General features: G+C 62.1%; 14 protein-coding genes and 1 pseudogene. 5 read left to right on the top strand and 10 right to left on the bottom strand.

What is annotated here, in order from left to right; genetic code table 11:
* The 6 genes and pseudogenes from AC1DIJ_RS23450 to AC1DIJ_RS23425 form a co-directional block, all read right to left on the bottom strand.
* Complete coding sequence (locus tag AC1DIJ_RS23450) at nt 1-1,005, bottom strand: glycosyltransferase family 2 protein (RefSeq protein ID WP_112390350.1); 1,005 nt, start codon at nt 1,003-1,005, stop codon at nt 1-3.
* A complete protein-coding gene (locus AC1DIJ_RS23445; protein ID WP_112390351.1) occupies nt 1,002-1,928 on the bottom strand; it encodes a glycosyltransferase family 2 protein in 927 nt (308 codons plus the stop codon). The genes AC1DIJ_RS23450 and AC1DIJ_RS23445 overlap by 4 nt, the downstream gene beginning before the upstream one ends.
* Nucleotides 1,928-2,923 (bottom strand): glycosyltransferase family 2 protein, encoded by a 996-nt coding sequence (locus tag AC1DIJ_RS23440; RefSeq protein ID WP_477831569.1) that lies wholly within the window; start codon nt 2,921-2,923, stop codon nt 1,928-1,930. Before AC1DIJ_RS23440 ends, AC1DIJ_RS23445 begins: the two co-directional genes overlap by 1 nt.
* Before the next feature lie 45 nt (nt 2,924-2,968).
* Nucleotides 2,969-4,123, bottom strand: a pseudogene (locus AC1DIJ_RS23435) (glycosyltransferase); the annotation flags it as partial.
* Between the two features lie 84 nt (nt 4,124-4,207).
* Nucleotides 4,208-5,002 carry an endo-1,3-1,4-beta-glycanase ExoK gene (exoK, locus tag AC1DIJ_RS23430; protein ID WP_112390353.1) on the bottom strand — a complete coding sequence of 265 codons (795 nt, stop codon included), beginning with the start codon at nt 5,000-5,002 and terminating at the stop codon, nt 4,208-4,210.
* Nucleotides 5,003-5,005: 3 nt separating this feature from the next.
* Entirely contained in the window at nt 5,006-6,085 is a 1,080-nt protein-coding gene (locus tag AC1DIJ_RS23425; RefSeq protein WP_477831563.1) for an acyltransferase family protein, read from the bottom strand.
* A gap of 572 nt (nt 6,086-6,657) precedes the next feature.
* Here AC1DIJ_RS23425 and AC1DIJ_RS23420 point away from each other — a divergent pair.
* Nucleotides 6,658-7,617 (top strand): glycosyltransferase family 2 protein, encoded by a 960-nt coding sequence (locus tag AC1DIJ_RS23420; RefSeq protein ID WP_112390355.1) that lies wholly within the window; start codon nt 6,658-6,660, stop codon nt 7,615-7,617.
* Nucleotides 7,618-7,620: 3 nt separating this feature from the next.
* Here AC1DIJ_RS23420 and AC1DIJ_RS23415 read toward each other — a convergent pair whose 3' ends face one another.
* Complete coding sequence (locus tag AC1DIJ_RS23415) at nt 7,621-8,619, bottom strand: glycosyltransferase family 2 protein (protein WP_477831562.1); 999 nt, start codon at nt 8,617-8,619, stop codon at nt 7,621-7,623.
* A 113-nt stretch (nt 8,620-8,732) separates the two neighbouring features.
* Nucleotides 8,733-9,020 carry an exopolysaccharide production repressor protein gene (locus AC1DIJ_RS23410; protein ID WP_112390356.1) on the bottom strand — a complete coding sequence of 96 codons (288 nt, stop codon included), beginning with the start codon at nt 9,018-9,020 and terminating at the stop codon, nt 8,733-8,735.
* A 784-nt stretch (nt 9,021-9,804) separates the two neighbouring features.
* On the opposite strand from AC1DIJ_RS23410, the gene AC1DIJ_RS23405 reads away from it, so the two are divergent.
* The 4 genes from AC1DIJ_RS23405 to AC1DIJ_RS23390 all read left to right on the top strand — a co-directional run bounded on the left by AC1DIJ_RS23405 (nt 9,805) and on the right by AC1DIJ_RS23390 (nt 14,160).
* Nucleotides 9,805-10,485, top strand: coding sequence for a sugar transferase (locus tag AC1DIJ_RS23405; protein WP_112390357.1), 681 nt, complete (start codon nt 9,805-9,807; stop codon nt 10,483-10,485).
* Nucleotides 10,486-10,561: 76 nt separating this feature from the next.
* Entirely contained in the window at nt 10,562-11,827 is a 1,266-nt protein-coding gene (locus AC1DIJ_RS23400) for a polysaccharide biosynthesis/export family protein (RefSeq protein ID WP_112390358.1), read from the top strand.
* Nucleotides 11,828-11,840: 13 nt separating this feature from the next.
* Nucleotides 11,841-13,106, top strand: coding sequence for an O-antigen ligase family protein (locus tag AC1DIJ_RS23395; protein WP_112390359.1), 1,266 nt, complete (start codon nt 11,841-11,843; stop codon nt 13,104-13,106).
* Nucleotides 13,107-13,152: 46 nt separating this feature from the next.
* Complete coding sequence (locus AC1DIJ_RS23390) at nt 13,153-14,160, top strand: acyltransferase family protein (protein ID WP_112390360.1); 1,008 nt, start codon at nt 13,153-13,155, stop codon at nt 14,158-14,160.
* A 4-nt stretch (nt 14,161-14,164) separates the two neighbouring features.
* On the opposite strand, the gene AC1DIJ_RS23385 is transcribed toward AC1DIJ_RS23390, so the two are convergent.
* Both AC1DIJ_RS23385 and AC1DIJ_RS23380 read right to left on the bottom strand, forming a co-directional pair.
* Nucleotides 14,165-17,350, bottom strand: coding sequence for an efflux RND transporter permease subunit (locus tag AC1DIJ_RS23385; RefSeq protein ID WP_112390361.1), 3,186 nt, complete (start codon nt 17,348-17,350; stop codon nt 14,165-14,167).
* Nucleotides 17,347-18,528: an efflux RND transporter periplasmic adaptor subunit gene (locus AC1DIJ_RS23380; RefSeq protein ID WP_112390362.1), complete on the bottom strand. Its 1,182-nt coding sequence runs from the start codon at nt 18,526-18,528 to the stop codon at nt 17,347-17,349. Before AC1DIJ_RS23380 ends, AC1DIJ_RS23385 begins: the two co-directional genes overlap by 4 nt.
* Between the last annotated feature and the right edge of the window lie 117 nt (nt 18,529-18,645).

Below are 18,645 nucleotides of genomic sequence, written 5' to 3'. Positions count from 1 at the left end.
TTATCCTTTGCGCGAGCGCGAAGCGCCGCCTGTGACTGTGACTTCCGAATTCCGGACAGCAGCGCCGCGAAGGGCTGCCGTCATGCGGTTCAAACGGATTGCGATTGGCATTCTGAGATGGGCGATGGCCAGCGGATCGCGCCAGGCGGCACGGAGCGCCCGGGAGAGGGAGCGCTGCTTGATGCCATCGACGAGTTCAAGAAAGGCATGCGCCTGCCGGAGACTGCGGGCGCGAAATGTCTGGGCGGCCGTCGCTGCCGCATCGAGGCTGTGGCGCGATAGAAACCGGCGGTCGCCTTCCATCATCGCCTCAATGTGCCTGATGTCGAGCACCCGCGAAATCGATCCTTCGCGGATGTGGTAGTTGTAGCCCGGCTCGGGCTCGATGACGCAGGTGGCGCCGAGCGCCATGGCGGACGCGAGGAAGAGATAGTCTTCGCCGATCCGGAGATTTTCGTCGAAACGCAGATGATGGCGCTCGATGAAGGCGCGCTCGAAAACGGGCTTCAGGTAGCCGAAATTGTGCTCGCTGCGAAACAGCGCGTTGGAGCGGATGAATGCCGGCAGCGTCAGCATCGGCGTCGCCGCCAGAGCGGCTGGCGCAAACATGGTTTCGGGCAGCGTTCCGTCGGCGCGGATCACCCGCATGTTGTCGACGGCGATCTGAGCACCGGCAGCTTCGGCACGGCTGATCATGCGCAGCAGGCGGTCCGGTTCGATCGTGTCGTCGGCATCGAGTGTCGCAAGCCAGCGCCCGCGGGCTGCGTCGATCGCCGCGTTGCGGGCGGCCGAGGGGCCACCGTTCTTTTCGAGCGCGATCAGGCGGACGTTGCCGCCATAAGCAGCGGCGACGGCGCGGGTCGCATCCGTCGAGCAATCGTCGGCGACGATGACTTCGACGCTGACGCCCACCTGCGCCAATGCGCTGCCGATCGCCTTGTCCAGCGTTTCGGCAGCATTATAGGCTGCAATGATAAAGCTGATATCGGGCAGCTTTTCGCTCATGCAGCCCCCTCGACAGCGCCATATTGGCGGATTTCGCGCACGCCGAGCAGGCCGCTGACCACGCCGATATGCATCGTGCCGCGCAGCGCATAGCGGTAGCGCGGGACCGGCACGAGGATGCAGAGGGCGGCGACGCCCAGGCAGTAGCTGGCCTTGGCCGCGGCAATGCCGATGGCCTTCACGCGGCTCAGACCCTTGCTGTTTTCCTGCAGCAGGCGCCCATGCGTCTGGCCGAAGCGGAAGCGGCGCTTTGCCAGCCAGGAGAGGTCGGCGCGGTTTTCCGGCACCGGCTCGTAGACATGCGCTTCAGGGGCAAAGGCGATCTTGCCGCCTTCCCGGTGCAGGTAGCTGAAGAATTCGGTGTCCTCGCCGCCGGTCTTGCCGAGCGCGAGATTGAAGCGGCGCCCCTCGACATGGCGGGAGGCGAGGCGCAGCAGCACGTTGCAGGTATAACCGGTGCGGATCTCGCCATCGACCCAGACGGGCAGGGTGGAATGGAAATCACCCTCGCGCATCCAGGCGGGTGCGGTCTGCGCATAGACGCTGCGGACCGGGCCGAGCACGGCGTCGGCCCTGGTCTTTTCAGCGGTATGCAGCAGCTCGACCAGCCAGTTTTCCGAGGCGTCCTCGTCGTCATCGATGAAGGCGAGGTAATCGCCGGTGGCGTTTTCCAGGCAGGCGTTGCGGGCGATCGAGATGTTCGAAGCCGGGCAATGCACATAGGCGATCGGGTGCGGAATGGTCGAGCGCAGGGCTTCGACCCGGCCTTCAGCGCTGCGGGTCTGGTCGTTATCGGCAACGATGATGCGCAGTTTCACATTCTCGGGCACGGCGAGCATGGCCAGCGAAAGCAGGGCCTCGTCCAGCGACGCGCGCCGGTATGTGCAAACACCAATGTCGATCTGCATGGTCTGATCCCTCATCAGGAGACCTTCCGGTTGCGGAAGCTCAGGAGCTCCATCCAGAAACCGGCCGACCAGGCGAAATGCATCACCATGGCCGAGAGGGCCGCGAGCGGCCCATAAGGATTGCGCTGGCCGACGGCCATCCAGAAGCCGTAGCCGACGCAGGCGATTGCCCAGAGGCTGAAGGGGATCACGGCGATCCAATTCAGCACGGCAAGAAATGCACCGATGAAGACCGGCACGACTGCAAGCGGCAGCATCTGGCGAAGCTTCGGCATATTGCCATGCTTCAGGATGTTCTTGGCGCGTCCCCGGCCGTAGCCGAGATATTGCCGGAAGAGCGTTTTCACGCTCGAACGCGGATAATAGATCATCCGCGTCTTGTCGGTCATCCAGATGCCGAACCCCGCCTTTTTCAGACGGTAGTCCAATTCCGCGTCCTCATTATGGCTGAAGCTCTCATCGTAGCCGCCGACGGTCTCGAAGGCGTTGACGCGCATCAGCGCGTGATGGCCGTGATCGGTCCAATGGCCCTCGGCACCCTCGCGATGCTTGGAGCCGCCATTGCCGAGCTTGGAGTTCTGGGCAAAGGCAGTCGCCTTCTGGAACATGCCGAAACCGACCGTTTCCATGGCGACGACGACCGAATCGGCTTCCGTCTCCTGCGCTTCCTCGACGAGGCGCTGGCAGTAATCGTCCGGATAATCGCCATGGGCGTCGATGCGGATGAAATATTCGTAGTCGCGGCCGAAGGTGCTGACGGCGAGGTTGATCGCTGCGCTTTGCAGCCGGCGAGGATTGTCGAGCAGGATGACGCGGTGATCCGTTTCGCTGATGCGAGCGACGATCTCGCGCGTGCCGTCTGTGCTGCCGCCATCGGCAACGACGATCCGGGCATTGAGGTCGTCGAGCGCCGGATCGAGTTTTTCGATCAGCGGCTCGATATGCTTGGCTTCATTCAGGCAGGGAATGATGATGAGGCTGGAGACGCTGCTACGGACATCAGTCTTCATGGCAGTCAACCCTTCTTGAGCTGCGGGAGCTTTGGGAACGGAACCGGCGCGCCCCTCAGCGGCAGCCGGAACGAGATTGGCAAGTGTTTCGATAAGCGCGCGGCAATCGCCGCGATCGGCCATCCATGTGTGTCTGCCGGTATCGGCGACTGCCGATGACAGCGCGCCGTAGCGCTCAGCCGTCAGGCCTTCGAACATCGCCTGCAGCGCATTGGCTGTTGGTTCGTTCAGCGACAGGCCGAGCTGCTTGTCGGCGAGAAAGCGGTTCGTTTCTGTGCCGGCGATGCTGAGCGGCACGCTGCCATAAAGGCAGCCTTCATAGAGCCGGTTCGGCAGCAGCCAGCTGGAATTCAGGCCTTCCTCGAAGAAGTCGATCGCCCAGGAGAAATGCACCTCGCCATAGATGCTGGCGAGATCCTCCGGGTTCTTGTAGGGGCCGCGGAAGCTCAGGTAGGGCTCGTTGGCAATGAAGCCATCGAAATCCTCGAATTCGGAATAGGCGGGGCGGCCGCGCAGGATGACCTCGATCCGGCCTTCCATGCGGCGGGTGAAATCGGCAAGCAGTTCCAGAGACTTGCGGCAGCGGAGCGCACCGAACCAGCCGATCTTCCAGGGCTCGCCATCGGCGGGCGGCAGGCGCAGCGAGGCTGCCTGCGGCATGCCGTCCAGCGCCAGAACCTTGTTTTCCAGCAGCATGACCGGCGCCTTGATGGCCGATTTGGTGGCGAAGTAATTGGCGATGAAGGCCGGCGAGCTGGTGATCAGCAGCTTGGCCTCGCGGCCGAAATGCGCCTCGGCCCGGCGCAGCATCTTGCCCGGCGTACCCTCGTTCGACAGAAGCCGGTGGATATCAAGGCATTCATAGACAACCGGGACACCACCGAAGAGCGCGCTGGCGCGATCGGCAACGGCCAATGCTTCCAGATTGCGGCCGATGATGACATCTGGACGCTCGACGCCCTTCAACAGTCCGCGCAGACGGATTGATGCATTGAAGACCGCGCCGATGCGCTGACCGAACCTGCCGTCGGCTGTTTTGCCCAGTTCGATCGGTGTCACGCCGCTGACCTCGGCCAGTGCATTGTCGCCGCGGCGAAAGCCGGCGAGGGTCACGGCAGCGCCGCCCTCGGTCAGCATCAGCACGCGGCGGCGCACGGCCGGATCGGCCAGATCATGCACCAGGTAAAGGACTTTCAGCATCAAGGCTCCTGTGCGTGGACCGGCATCGGCCGGAGTCCGTTTCGGGGGTGAGGCAGGCAAGTCTCAGGCCGTCAGCCTGCCTGCTCAGTTGAGCGTGCAGGCGATCGATTCCGGGAACTGGCATTTGTCGCCGGGCGCCGTGTAGGCGATCCGGTCGATCTGCATCGTGGTCGGCTGGGTGTAGGCGAACCTGCCCATCCAGCCGGCAAGCGTGTCTGTGCCCCAGAGGCTGAAGAAGATCTTCTGCGGGCTTTGCGGGATCTTGCTGGGGTCGGTGACGTCCTGCACCAGCTTGCCGTTCAGGTAATAGCGCAGCCGGTTCGGCTCCCAGATGAAGGCGTAATCGTTGAAGTCCTGATCGGCGGACTTGCCGACCGGCACCAGCTTCTCGTTGCCGCCCTTGGCCTTGATGTACTGGTTCACCTGAACGGTCGAGCTGTCCTTGCCGAGCACTTCGAAATCGATCTCGTCGTGCTGCTGCTTGTCGGCCGGGCCGATATAGGTGAAGAAGGCCGAGTTCAGGCCGGAGCCGGTCGCGGTCTTGATGCGGGCCTCGTATGTGCCGTAGCTGAAGCGCTTCTTGGTCTGGATCTCGCCGCACTGGTAGTTGCGGTCCTTCGACTTGCCCTGGGCAAAGCCGAGTTCGAGCTTGCCGTCATCGATCTTCACCTGATCCTTCGACCAGGTGCAGTTCTGATGCGGGCCGTTGTTCCAGCCGTCGGAAATGTACCAGACGCTGCGGTCGATCTTGTCGAACTCATCGACGAAGGATGTGCCTGCAGCCTGCTGGGCAGACGCGGGAAGGGCGCCGGCGAGGCCGGCACCGATGATCGTAAAACTCAGGCAAAGCCGTCGAGCATGGGCGATTTTCGTCGTCATGTGTCACCTTCGCTGTGGAACGAAATCAGCCGGGATATCCCGGCGGGATGGGGTTTGCGGACCCTTTTTGGTCCGGCCGCCGGTCAGGACGGCGTAGGATTTCGGGGCGTTGCTGCGGACGAACCCGTTCGTGAGAACCAGCAGCGGGAAAAGCACCAGCAGGCAGCCGCCGAAGAACAATGGGTAGAAATCGACGCCGGTCTTGCCCCAGACCATGAAGAGGAAGACCAGCAGCGGATAATGGGCGCAGAAGATCCAGAAGCTGAGGCTTCCGGTCTTCGACAACCGCTGGCCGAGCGGGGTCTTGATGAGCAGGGCCGAGAGCATCCAGAAGCCGGCAGCGCCGCCGATCGCCAGCGCATTGCGCGACAGTTCCACCCAGTCGGGCATCGAGGGGCCGGTTGCGTAGATCGCGGTTGCCAGCAGCGCCGAGGCGCCGAGCAGCAGCGCCACGCCCAGCGGTGCGAAACGGTCGAGCGCCTTGATGTCGAGCTTGTAGAGGCTGGCATAGATGCCGAAGGTGAAGCTGAACAGGATCGAGCGCTTGATGACAATGTAGAGCGGCAGTTCCGGAATCAGCGCCAGCAGCAGCAGCGACGACAGCGTTAACACCGGGGCGCGGCGCACCAGCCAGGCAAGGATCGGCGAGATCAGGATGCAGACGAAGAGATCGCGCAGGAAGTAGAGCGGGATATTCGCCGGAAAGGTTTCGGCGGCAAACAGCTGGCTCAGCAGTTCGCGGAAGGTCGATTCATAGGGGCTGATGACATAGCCGTCGCCGATGCCGATCGCCAGGATCGCCAGGACGGCCACGAAAAACAGCGTGTTCCAGATCAGGAACGGCAGGAACACGGTCTGCGCCTTGGTGCGCACCGTCTTGGTGTAGTTGAAGCCTTCCATGCCGCCGCGAAACAGCAGGTAGCCGGAAATGGCGCTGAGGCACGGAACCCCGACACGGAAGAGCGCTTCGCTCAGGAACACCCGCAGCCAGTCGAAGAAACCGTAGTTTCCGTTGAACGGCGTATTCGCAGGGTCGAATGGTATGTGGACGAACACAATGCCCGAAATGAGCACGATGCGCATCAGATTGATCCGCGAGGATACGTTGGCGTCTACGTTCACTTTATCTGTCACCCCTGTTGGAGCTGCACCTCCCCTTGCAGCCGTTTCAAAGAGCAGACTCTGGCCCGCAGACGAAAAGCTAGAGCGTTTTGGCGGAAGAAAATATGGCACTGCAGCAAAAGTGATCGCCGGTCCCGTTTTGTAACGGTGCGAAATTGCGGCTACCATGGCGTGTCGCGGGCCGGGAAATCAGTTGCAGAAACGCTTGAGCGCCCTTTGCGCCAATGTATTTCCGAAAATGATCATAAAACGTTTGCGGCTGTTGCGAAGCGTGATCCGCATGGAAAAGTTTTTCTCATTTGGTGAAGGACATTCTGTGGTTTGTTACAGAACGCGGCCTCTGATTGCGGCCGAAATGTGTCTTCGTCACCCCCAAATGGGTCTATTCGGCACAGCCAGCGCTGGTGGTCCGATATTCCGTCTTTGACAAATTTCGGCCGGAATGCGCTTCATCATGCTGCGGCGCAACAACTTGCCGTGCGGGTGACGGGCGCTAGATTCGCACTCACCGCTTCGGCCTGTCAGGAGAAAGAATGGCGACCTTCACAATCATCATCCCGTTTTACCAGCGCGAGGACGGCATCCTGCGCCGGGCGCTGGCCTCTGTCTTCGCGCAGAGCTACCGGGATTTCGATGTCCTTGTCGTCGACGACCACTCGCCCTATCCGGCCGAGGATGAGCTAAAGCCGCTGGGCGCCGATGAGCGGGCAAAAATCACCGTGATCCGCCAGGAAAATGCCGGGCCGGGCGGCGCGCGCAACACCGGGCTCGACAACGTGCCTTCGGCCAGCCGCTATGCCGCCTTTCTCGATTCGGATGATATCTGGACGCCAGATCATCTGCAGAACGCCTATGCGGCGATGCAGCGTTTCGACGGCGACTGCTATTGGGCCTCGATCCATGGCGGCGAGGAATTCGATTATCACTTCGGCATTGCCGATCTGGAGGTCAGGGAGGGCGCGCACCGGCTTTCTGACGCCCCGCTGATTATCGAACTGCCCGATATTGCCGGCGTGATGCTGAAGAACTGGGCCTTCCTGCACATGTCCTGCATGGTGATCGGCCGGCCGCTGATCGAGACCGTGCGCTTCGATGCAGCACTCAGGCTCGCCGCCGAGGACGTGCTGTTCTTCTGCGACTGCATGCTGGCTGCCCGCCAAGTGCTGCTCTGCGGCGAAGCCGGTGCGCTGCGCGGCGAGGGGATCAATATCTTCCATGGCGTCGACAACGACTCGCCGCAGTTTCTGAAGCAGCAATTCATTACCTGGATGGCGCTCGACCGGTTGGAAGCGCGCTTTGCGGCGCGGCCGAAGGAAATCCAGACGATCAAGGATTACAAGACGCGGGCGCGCAAGCAGGCGCTGTGGAGCCAGGCGAAGCGGGTGCGCAAGGCGCGCATGCCGGACTTTCGCCTGTTGCTGCACTGGGCGCGCCGCGACCCGGCGCTGCTTGCCAGCGCCTTCCAGCTCGCGGGCGGAAAATTCTCGAAATAGCCGTCAGTCGGCGGGCGAGGGGAGCAGGTAGCGCAGGCCGCCGGCACCCTTCGTGGCGATCTCGGCGCCACCGGGGCTGCGGAAGCGCTCGGTCTTGTCCATGAAGATGCCGCAAGCGATCGCCGGCACGGCTGCAGGGTTCGCCAGCGCATAACCGAGTGCGGCGCCGGGCCCCGACTGCTTCTTGACGTCGAGGAAGTGGCGCAGTTCGTATTTGCCACGCACATGGCTTTCGTGGCGGCGCACCGCTGCTTCGCCCTCTGAAGTCAGCTTGCAACTCGCCAGGATCGCGCGATCGGCTTCGTAGAGCTTGCGGATGTCGTCGGTGCGGTGGCTGCCGCTCAGCGAATTGCCGCGCACGACCGCACCGTAACCACACGAATGGATCACCTTGTAGCGGGCGCCATTGGCGAGTGCGCGGACATAGAGTTCGTAATCCTCGCCGAGCCGCATCTCCTCGCGGTAGCGCAGCTTGTGCGCATCGAGGAAGGACCGGCGCATCACCGGCTTCAGGAAGCCGATCTCGCCGCGGCGGACGCCGCGCTTGGAGATGTTGCCGTCGATGAAGGCGACGAGATCGAGGAAGAGCGGGCGATCAGGGAAGCTGTCCAGCCGCTCCGGCGCTAGCATCACCGTCTCCGAATCGACGAAGGCGATGTTGTCGGCCACGAAGTCCCAGTCGTCTTCCGCCAGCATGCGGCTGAAGCGGCCCTCGAAGAAGAAGTCGTCGGCATCGAGGATGGCGATCAGCGGTGCCGTGGAGATTTCGATCGCATGATTGCGGGCGGCAGAGGGCCCGCGATTCTTTTCGAAGGAGACGACATTCAGCCGTCCGCTTGCATCACCGGCGGCGCGCGCCGCATCGGCCGTACCGTCGCTGGAGCCGTCGTCGATGACGACCACTTCGGCCACTTCCTTTTCGCGCAAGGCCGAGCTGACGGCCATTCCGATCGTATCGGCCGCGTTCTTCGCGGCGATGATCACGCATACGCTTGCACCCACGTCGTGCCCTCCGTTGTTGGCGCAACAGTTAGGGCGCCGCGGCGGCGGGGGCAATGCGGGAGGTCTTCAAAAGATGTTACGCGCGGTCCGGCAGCACTGGCCGGCCTGTCCGTTCAGCGGTTGAACGGCTCGGAATTGTTGAACGGGCTGACGGGCAGCTTGTCCTTGTCGTCGCGCGCCGGCGCCATCGACGGTGCAATGCCTGCGGAAGAGGCGTTGCGCGCCTTGGCTTCCTTCCAGACCATGAAGATCACGCCACCGAAGTAGCCGAGCTGCAGGAGAACCGCACAGATCGCCGTTTGTATGAGCGTCGTCGTCAGAGAACCGTTCAACACATAGGTTGCCACGGCAAAGACGGCGAGCGCGCCGATCATGCTAACGAAAACGCGAGGTGCATACATGACGTTTGCCTCCCTTTAGGAGGGTTGGTCCAATGAACAGTCATTGAACTCGGGCGCCTCCTAAGGTCCCTTTACTCGATATATTTTAGCAGGCTCTGAGTTTCAACAGAACGAAAGCATTAGTACCGCTAATCTTTTGTCCGGCGTTGCAGGTTTTCTACAGTATGCGGCTTAAGGTTTCCTCCTCGCTTTGCCTAAAAACGCCGATTGGGCGGTAACCATGTGATTTGCAGTCCGGGCGGCACGGGTGGGGTGAAATTTACTCAAGGTTGCCTTGAATGAGACATTGCACGCCCCAACTCGCGCCACATTTGCATCTCCGGGACAACGCCTGAGGCGCTTATGCGTTCAACTTTTATTACAAAGATTTCATCTAAAACGATTTGAGTGTGCGGTGCGAAACTAATGGTGCGCTGCAATAAATTGGGCTGCGCGCAAATAACAATACGGTACTCGCGATAGTGGCCGCACCCTTTTCGCTAATGCTGCCTGCATTCCCGAAAAGGACTTGTTCTTCAATCTTGTTGCAATGCAAAGCAAACTCTTCCCTCTTTAGTGCAGTGCATCCGAGTTAGTCGGAAACATTGCATGCTCTGCATATCCATTTGAGCTAATCCTAACGGACGGAAAAAGTGAACACGGTTTCCAAAAGGGCCCTGTTACAGACCCGTCTTCAAATTGTGGCTTAAAAAAACAAAATCCACCCATACACTCCGAACCTGTCAGCGCTACCTCAGCGGCTGAGACTACCGACCAAACGGCAAACATAAGTGGAGTTAACTCTATGAAGTCTGCGACGAGATCGGACAGTACGCCATTCTTTGGCGTGGTTCATGCAAACGTGTTTCCGCCGACCGGCGGGATCATGAAGCGCGCATTCGATGTCACCGCTGCATCACTGGGGCTCGTGTTTCTGAGCCCGATCTTTTTGATGGTGATGCTGCTCGTCAAACTAACCGACAAGGGCCCAGCCTTCTATGGCCATCGCCGCATCGGTCATAATGGACAGGAATTCCGTTGCCTGAAGTTCCGCACCATGGCGGTCGATGGCGACCGGTTGCTGCAGGAACACCTGCGTAACAATCCGAAGGCAATGGAAGAGTGGCGTGCGACCCGCAAGCTGCAGGACGATCCGCGTGTTACCGCGGTCGGCAGCGTGCTTCGCAAGCTCAGCCTCGATGAGCTGCCGCAGCTCATCAATATCATTCGCGGCGAAATGAGCGTCGTCGGGCCGCGTCCCGTCGTGCGTGACGAACTGGAGCTCTATGAGTCTTCGGCCGTCTTCTATCTTCAGGCACGTCCCGGCCTCACCGGCCTGTGGCAGATCAGCGGACGCAACGACGTCTCCTATGCCACGCGTGTCGCCTTCGACACCCACTATGTCGAAAACTGGTCTCTGACGCGTGACGTCATGATCATCGCCCGGACGATTCCTGCCGTCTGCATGCAGCGCGGCAGCTACTAACGCCGCTCCCACAACTCGACACGTTCGCACGGTGCTGCCCCTATGGCTTGCCGTGCAAATTCACGAGGAAGACTGAATGAAAGAATTCCTTTTTCACCGCCTCACGGCGCGCCGGTCCATTGCTTCAGGTCTCGCAATCGTTGCGGGCCTTGGTGTTTTGATCGGCTCATCGGGGCTTGCCAGCGCCGCCGATTATCAACTCGGCACGATGGACAAGCTGCGCATCCGCGTTGCCGAATGGCAGACGGCGGAAGGCGCGATCCGCGATTGGTCCGTGGTCAGCGGTGATTACTCGATCGGTCCATCGGGCAGCCTGTCGCTGCCGTTCATTGGCGACCTCCCAGCCTCTGGAAAGACGACGGACGCGATCGCGCAGGAAATCGGGCTGGCGCTGCAGAAGCAGTTCGGCCTCAAGGACCGGCCCTCGGCATCCGTCGAGCTCGCCGAGTTCCGCCCTGTCTTTCTCACCGGCGATGTCGAAAAGCCCGGCGAATATCCGTTCGCGCCCAATCTCACGGTGGTCAAAGCCGTGAGCCTTGCGGGCGGACTTCGCCGTGCCGACGCCGGCCAGCGCTTTGCGCGTGATTTCATCAATGCCAAGGGCGATGCCGTCGTCTACACTTCGGAAAAGAACCGCCTCATCGCGCGGCGCGCCCGGCTGCAGGCCGAGACGCAGAACAGCGATGCCATCGACATGCCGCCGGAACTCAAGGATCTGCCTGACGGCAAGGCATTGATGGCCAGCGAAGTGGCCTTGAAGGACACGCGCAAGAAGCGGCTGACGCTGCAGCTCCAGGCGCTCGACGACCTGAAGGCGCTGCTGCAGGCCGAAATCGAATCCCTGGCCAAGAAGACCGAGACACAGACGCGCCAGCTGGAACTTGCCAAGGAAGATCGCGACAAGATCGAAAACCTGGCCGAGAAGGGGCTGGCTCTCAGCGCCCGCAAGCTGACCGCCGAACAGCGCGCCGCCGATATCGAGGCGACGCTTCTCGACATCGACACCAACTCGCTGAAGGCCAAACAGGATATCAGCAAGGCCAATCAGGACGAGATCACGCTGCGCAACGACTGGGACGCCAAGCTGGCCCAGGAGCTGCAGGATACCGAATCCGAGCTGGATACGCTGAACCTCAAGCTTTCCACCAGCGATGCGCTGATGTCGGAGGCGCTGTCGCAGTCGAGCGACGCCGCGCGCTTCGACCCTGAAAACGCCGCGAACATCAACTATTCGATCGTCCGCGATGTCGGCGGGCAGTCGAAGGAAATTCCGGTGCAGGAGAACATGGCCCTCGAGCCGGGCGACCTGATCAAGGTCACGGCCGGGGTTGCGATGCGATAGAAGCGGAGACCGCATGCGGATCGCCAAATCGGCACTGATCATTCCAGGCGTGAACGCGGCCTATGCCATCCCGGCGGTCGCGCTCTCGATGTTCTGCTTTGCCTATTCGATCCGTTTCGGGCAGGCGGCGATCCTGCTTTACTATGCGCTCTGGCTGCCGCTTATCGCCGTCGACTACAAGAAGGTGCTCGGCAGTCACAGCAAGTTCGTCTGGCTCTATGCCTTCGCCGTCTTTGCCTTTCTCTCGGTGTTCTGGTCGCAGGTGCCGAGCGTCTCGATGCGCGCCAGCATCCAGTATCTGACGCAGGTGCTCTGCGCGCTGATTGCGGTGCGCACCATCGATGTCAGGACGCTGACGCTCGGCGGCGTTGCCGGGGCGGCGGTCGTGCTGCTCTATTCGATCCTGTTCGGCTATTACGAATATGATCCGCTCGACGGCACCTACAGCTTCGTCGGCGCCTTCGCCTCCAAGAACCAGCTCGGCTTCTATGCTTCGCTCGGCATCATCTTCGCCTTTGCCGCCGTCTTTATCTATGGCGAGCGGCGGATATGGGCGATGGTCTCTGCCGCTGCCGGTCTGATGGCCGCTTACTGCCTGCTTGCCTCGCAATCCGCGACTTCGGTGCTGACAACGGCCGTCATCGTCGCGTTGCTCGTCGGCATCCGCATCGTGCTGATGCTGTCGCCGCAGCAGCGAAAGCTACTGGTGATCGGCGGTGGCGTGGCGGCGATCATCCTCGCCGTTGCCAGCGTTTATCTCGGCGTCGTCGACCTTGTCCTCGGCCTGTTCGGCAAGGATTCGACGCTGACGGGGCGCACCTATCTCTGGCAGCAGGGAATCGAAGCCTGGACGCAGCACCCGGCCTTCGGCATCGGCTATCAGGCCTATTGGGTGCAGGGCTTCTCGGAACCGGAGCGTCTCTGGGAAGAGTTCTTCATCGGTTCGCGCAGCGGCTTCCATTTTCACAACACCTATATCGAGACGGCCGTCGAACTCGGGCTGACCGGGGTGCTCATCCTGGCGGCGACGATGCTCGCGATGCTCTGGGGGCACCTGCGGCGGCTGATCGAGGACGTGCGCAACGACGAGTCCTATCTGCTGCTCGGGCTTGCGGTGCTGCTGACGGTGCGCTCCTTCGTCGAGATCGACGTGCTCACACCTTATAATGTCGGCACCTTCCTTCTTTATTTCTGTGCCGGAAAACTGGTCGGCGCGCGGCAGCGCTCGGCGATGGCCGAACTGCGGCGCTACGAAACGATGCCTGCCGCCCATTCCTGATCCATTTCATTGCCCGCCGCTTCTCGCGGCATCTTGAGGAAACTGCATGAAGACCCTCTACGGGATCCAGTATTTGCGTGCCTTTGCAGCGCTTGCCGTCGTGGTGTTCCACGCGGCCGAACGGACCGGCGGCCATTTCGCCATCGGTGCGGCTGGGGTCGATGTGTTCTTCGTCATCTCAGGCTTCATCATGTGGGTGATCAGCGACCGGCGGCCGGTGACGCCGCAGCGCTTCCTGCTCGATCGTATCAAGCGCATCGCGCCCTCCTATTGGCTGGTGACCGGGATCATGGTGGCGGGCGCTCTTGCCGGGCTGTTCCCGAACCTGCAGCTCAGCGCTGGACATCTCATCGGCTCCTTGTTCTTCATTCCGGTGCGTTCGCCGAGCAGTGGTGAAATCTGGCCGGTGCTGGTGCAGGGCTGGACGCTGAATTTCGAGATGTTCTTCTATGTGCTGTTTGCCGGCGCGCTGTTCCTGCCGCGTCAGTGGCGGCTGGTCTTCCTCACCGCCGTCTTCGGTCTGTTTTTCGTTGCCGGGCTGCTGACCCATCCGTCCTCGGCAGCGCTTGAGACCTATACACGGCCGATCATCCTCGAATTCCTCGGCGGCGTGTTCATCGCCGAATTGTGGATCCGTCGGAAGGTGGCGGGAACGAGCCTCGGGCTTGCCTGTATCGGCGCAGCACTCTGCGGCTTTGCAGCGATCTATCTGATGGGTGCGGAGTTCGATGAGTCCATCTGCGGGCCGCTGGCGATGGCGCTGGTCTTCGGCATGGTGTCGCTGGAAACCGGCGGCAGCATCGGCCGCGTGCCGGTGCTGACCTATCTCGGCGATGCCTCCTATTCGATCTATCTCTGGCACACGCTGGCGATTTCGGTTGCCGTCAAGGCCGCCGAGATTCTCGGCATCGGCGGCGAGCTGACGCTGCTCGGCGCCATCGCCGGCGGTACGATCGTCGGTGTCGGAGCTTACGAACTGGTCGAGAAGCCGCTTCGCAGGATCTTTTCCGGCGAGGGGCTGAAGCGCCGCCGATTGCAGCGGCGCCCCTCCTGATCCCTTACTGCGCGGCTTCTTCGGCCTGCGCCGGTGGCGGCGCGGTGACTGCCGGCTTGCGCCGGTAGCGGGCGCGCAGCACCACATAGAAGACCGGCGTCAGGAACAGGCCGAAGATCGTCACGCCCAGCATGCCGGAGAACACGGCGGTGCCGAGCGACTGGCGCATTTCTGCGCCGGGGCCGGTCGCGATCATCAGCGGCACGACGCCGAAGATGAAGGCGAAGGCGGTCATCAGGATCGGGCGCAGGCGCAGGTGGCTGGCCTCGATGGCAGCCTCGATCGCCGTCTTTCCTTCTTCTTCCGCCTGTCTCGCGAACTCGACGATCAGGATCGCGTTCTTGGCCGCAAGGCCTATCAGCACAATCAGGCCGATCTGCGTCAGGATATTGTTGTCCATCCCGCGCAGATGCACGCCGATCAGGGCGGCAAGGATCGCCAAGGGCACGATCAGGATGATCGCCAGCGGCAGGACCCAGCTTTCATACTGGGCCGACAGCGCCAGGAAGACGAAGATGACCGAGAGCGCGAAGATATAGATCGCCGTGTTGCCAGTGTTCTTTTCCTGATAGGCGATTTCCGTCCATTCGAAGGTCGTGCCGGCCGGCAGGATGCTTGCGGCAACGCCCTCCATCGTGTTGAGCGCGCTGCCGGTCGAGACGCCGGGTGCGGCGTTGCCCTGCAGGGGAACGGAGACATACATATTATAATGCTGGACGAGCGAGGGACCCGCCGTGTCCTTGATCTCGACCAGCGTGCCCAATGGTACCAGCGCGCCGGTTGCCGAGCGGACCTTGAGCGCCAGGATATCGTCGCGCTCGACGCGGTACTGCTGGTCGGCCTGCGCGCGCACCTGGTAGACGCGGCCGAAGGCGTTGAAGTCGTTGACGTAGGACGTGCCAAGGTTGATCGACAGCGTATCGAAGATATTGGGGATCGGCACGTTCAGCGCACGCGCCTTGTCGCGGTCGATCTCCAGGAAAAACTGCGGGCTGGAAGCCGAGAAGGTTGTGAAGACGCCGGTGAGGCCGGGTGTCTGGTTGGCCTTGCCCATGATCTGATAGGCGGCCCCCAGCACGCGGCGCATGTCAGAGCTCTCGCGGTCCATGACCTGCATCTTGAAGCCGCCGGCATTGCCGATGCCGGAGATCGGCGGCGGCGGGATGGCGATGATGAAGGCTTCCTGGATACTCTGCAGGCTGCCGTAGAGCTGGCCGATGATCTGCCCGGCATTCTGGTGGTGCTCCAGCCGGTTTTCGAACGTATCGAAGGCGGCGAAGACGACGCCGGCATTCGAGGCATTGGTGAAGGTCGCGCCGCTGAAGCCGGAGAAGGCGACGGCATTCTTGACGCCCGGCGTGTTGCGGATGATCTCCGAGGCGCGCTGGACGACGGCATCGGTTCTCGCCAGCGACGCGCCATCCGGCAACTGCACGACGACGATCGCGTAGCCCTGGTCCATCACGGGCACGAAGCCGCGCGGCACGATGCTGGTCATATAATAGGTGAGGCCGAGCAGGCCCACGAAGACCAGCAGTGCGATGCCGAGCGCCGCCCAGGTCTGCACCGCATGGCGCACGATCCAGGAATAGCCCGAACTCAGCCGGTCGAAGCCATTATTGAAGCCGTTGGCCAGCGCATTGCCGAAGCGCGAGACCGGGTTTTTCGGCTTGTGATGCGCATCATGCGGTTTCAGCACGATCGCGGCGAGCGCCGGTGACAGCGTCAACGAATTCAGCGCGGAAATCGCCGTCGCGACCGAGATGGTCACCGCGAATTGCCGGTAGAACTGGCCTGAAATGCCGGGGATGAAGGCCGTCGGCACGAAGACCGCGATGAGCACCAGCGAGATGGCGAGAACGGCGGTGCCGACCTCGTTCATCGTCACATGCGCCGCCTCGCGCGGTGTCATGCCCTTCGCCAGATTTCGCTCGACATTCTCGACGACGACGATGGCGTCGTCGACGACGATGCCGATCGCCAGCACCAGACCGAACAGCGTCAGCATGTTCAGCGAGAAGCCGAAGGCGAGCAGGAAGGCGAAGGTGCCGATCAGCGACACCGGAATGGCAACGATCGGGATGATCGCCGTTCGCCAGGATTGCAGGAAGACCAGAACGACGAGAGCCACGAGGATCGCCGCTTCGGCGATGGTCTTGTAGACCTCGTCAATCGATTCCGAGATGAACTCGGTCGGGTTGTAGACGATGTCGTAAGAGAGGCCGTCGGGGAAATCCTGCTGCGCGGTCTGCATCGCCTGCTTGATCGAGGCGGCGGCTGCCAGCGCATTGGTGCCCGGGCGCGAGAAGATGCCGAGCGCGACTGCCGGCTTGCCGTTCAGATAGCTGTTGGTGACATAGTCCTTGGCGCCGAGCTCGATGCGGGCGATGTCCTGCAGCTGCACCAGACGGCCGCTGGCCGTCGCCTTGACGATGACATAGCGGAACTGGCGGGCATCCGAGAAGCGGCCTTCCGTCGTCACCGTATATTGGAACGCATTAGTGCCTGATGTGGGCGGACCGCCGATCGAGCCGCCTGAGACCTGAACGTTCTGATCGCGCAGCGATTGCACGACGTCGCTCGATGTCATCCCGTAGGCCGAGAGCTTTTCCGGATCGAGCCAGATGCGCAGCGAATACTCGCGTTCGCCGAAGATGATGACGTCGCCGACGCCATCGAGGCGGACGAGCGTGTCGCGGATGCGGCTGCGCGCATAGTTGGAAACGTAGAGCTGGTCATAGCGCGAGTTCGGCGACAGGAGATGCACGACCATCATCAGGTCGGGAGAACTCTTGGCGGTGGTGATGCCGATGCGGCGGACCTCTTCGGGAAGCCGCGGCTCGGCAATGCCAACGCGGTTCTGGACGAGGACCTGTGCCTTGTCGAGATCGGTGCCGAGCTTGAAAGTGATGGTCAGCGCCATCGAGCCGTCGGCGGTCGAATAGGAGGACATGTAGAGCATGTCTTCGACGCCGTTGATTTCCTGCTCGATCGGCGTTGCCACCGTATTGGCGATGGTTTCGGCGTCGGCGCCCGGATAGGCGGTGCGCACGACGATGGTCGGCGGGGCGATTTCCGGATACTGCGCCACCGGCAGCTGGAAATACGCGAGCCCGCCAACGATGAGCAGGACGATCGAGAGCACCGACGCGAAGATCGGCCGGTCGACGAAGAAATGGGCGAACCTCATTGGGCGAGCTCCATGCCTGCAGCTTCCGGCGGGATGTCATCACGGCTCTGGGGCAGTTCGATCAGCTGCGGCGTGATCTTCGAGCCGGGGCGGGCGCGCATCAGGCCGTTGACGACGATGGTTTCGGTGCCGTCCATGCCTTCGCGGATGGCCCTGTAGCCATAGAGCCGCGGTCCCGGCCGGACCGGCTTGGTCGAAACGGTGCCGTCAGCGCCGACGATATAGACGACGCGCTGGTTCTGGTCGGAGCCGACGGCTTCGTCGGGAACCAGGATCGCCTTGTAGGTATTCGAGGCTTCCACCTGCACGCGGCCGAAAAGGCCGGGCTGGAGCACGAGATTGGGATTATCGAAGCGGGCGCGGATGCGCATCGTGCCGGACTCGTTGTCCACCCGGTTTTCGGCGAAATCCAGCTTGCCGCTGAACGGTTTCTGGGTGGAATCGGAGATCCGCACCTGGACCGGCACGCCACCACCGCCCTGCTGCAGATCGCTGCCGCGGGTGCGGGCGGTATCGGCGAAGTTCAGCAGGCGGCGCTCGTCGACGTCGAAATAGAAGTCGATCGGATCGAGCGAGACGATGGTCGTCAGCACCGACTGGTCGGTCTGCACGAGGTTGCCGGCGGAGATCAGGCGGCGGTCAATGCGGCCGCTGATCGGCGCGGTGATCTTGGTATATTCGAGATCGAGCGCGGCGCGGTCGGCGGTGGCCTGGGCGCCGCGAACGTTGGCCTGGGCGGAGACCCAGTCGCGGCGGCGGTCGTCGAGTGTCGAGACCGACTGGCTGCCGCTATTGGCGAGCGACTCTGCCCGCTTGAACTGCGTCTCGGCATATTCTTGCGTCGACTTGGCGACTTCGAGCGCGGCGTTCGCCTCGTTGACGGCGGTGATGAAGGGGCGCTGGTCGATGACGAACAGCAGGTCGCCCTTCTTGACGAGCGCGCCGTCGGTGAAATGCACTTCCTGCAGATATCCGCCGACGCGGGCGCGGATCGAAACCTGGTCGACGGCTTCGAAGCGGCCGATGAATTCGTCGTTGTCGACGACCTCGCGGACGACGGGCTTGGCGACGGTGACGGGCGGGGGAGGCGGTGCGGCGGCCTGTTGGGCCTCAGCGGCGAGCGGCAGAAGAGCCGAGACAAAGCCGAATGCAATAGCGGCACGAAGAGAGTAAGGCATAGCGATCCCCCATTCTGGGCGGCCGTTATGCCGCCAATCTCATGCTGAAATGATGCGTATCATATCCACTGCTTCAAACGCGGGTGCCGCGTCTGCTACTTCCAATTCGAGCGCCCG

The sequence above is a fragment of the Rhizobium sp. 10N427 genome, assembly GCF_056394605.1.
This window is presented reverse-complemented; position numbering and strand designations above follow the sequence as displayed.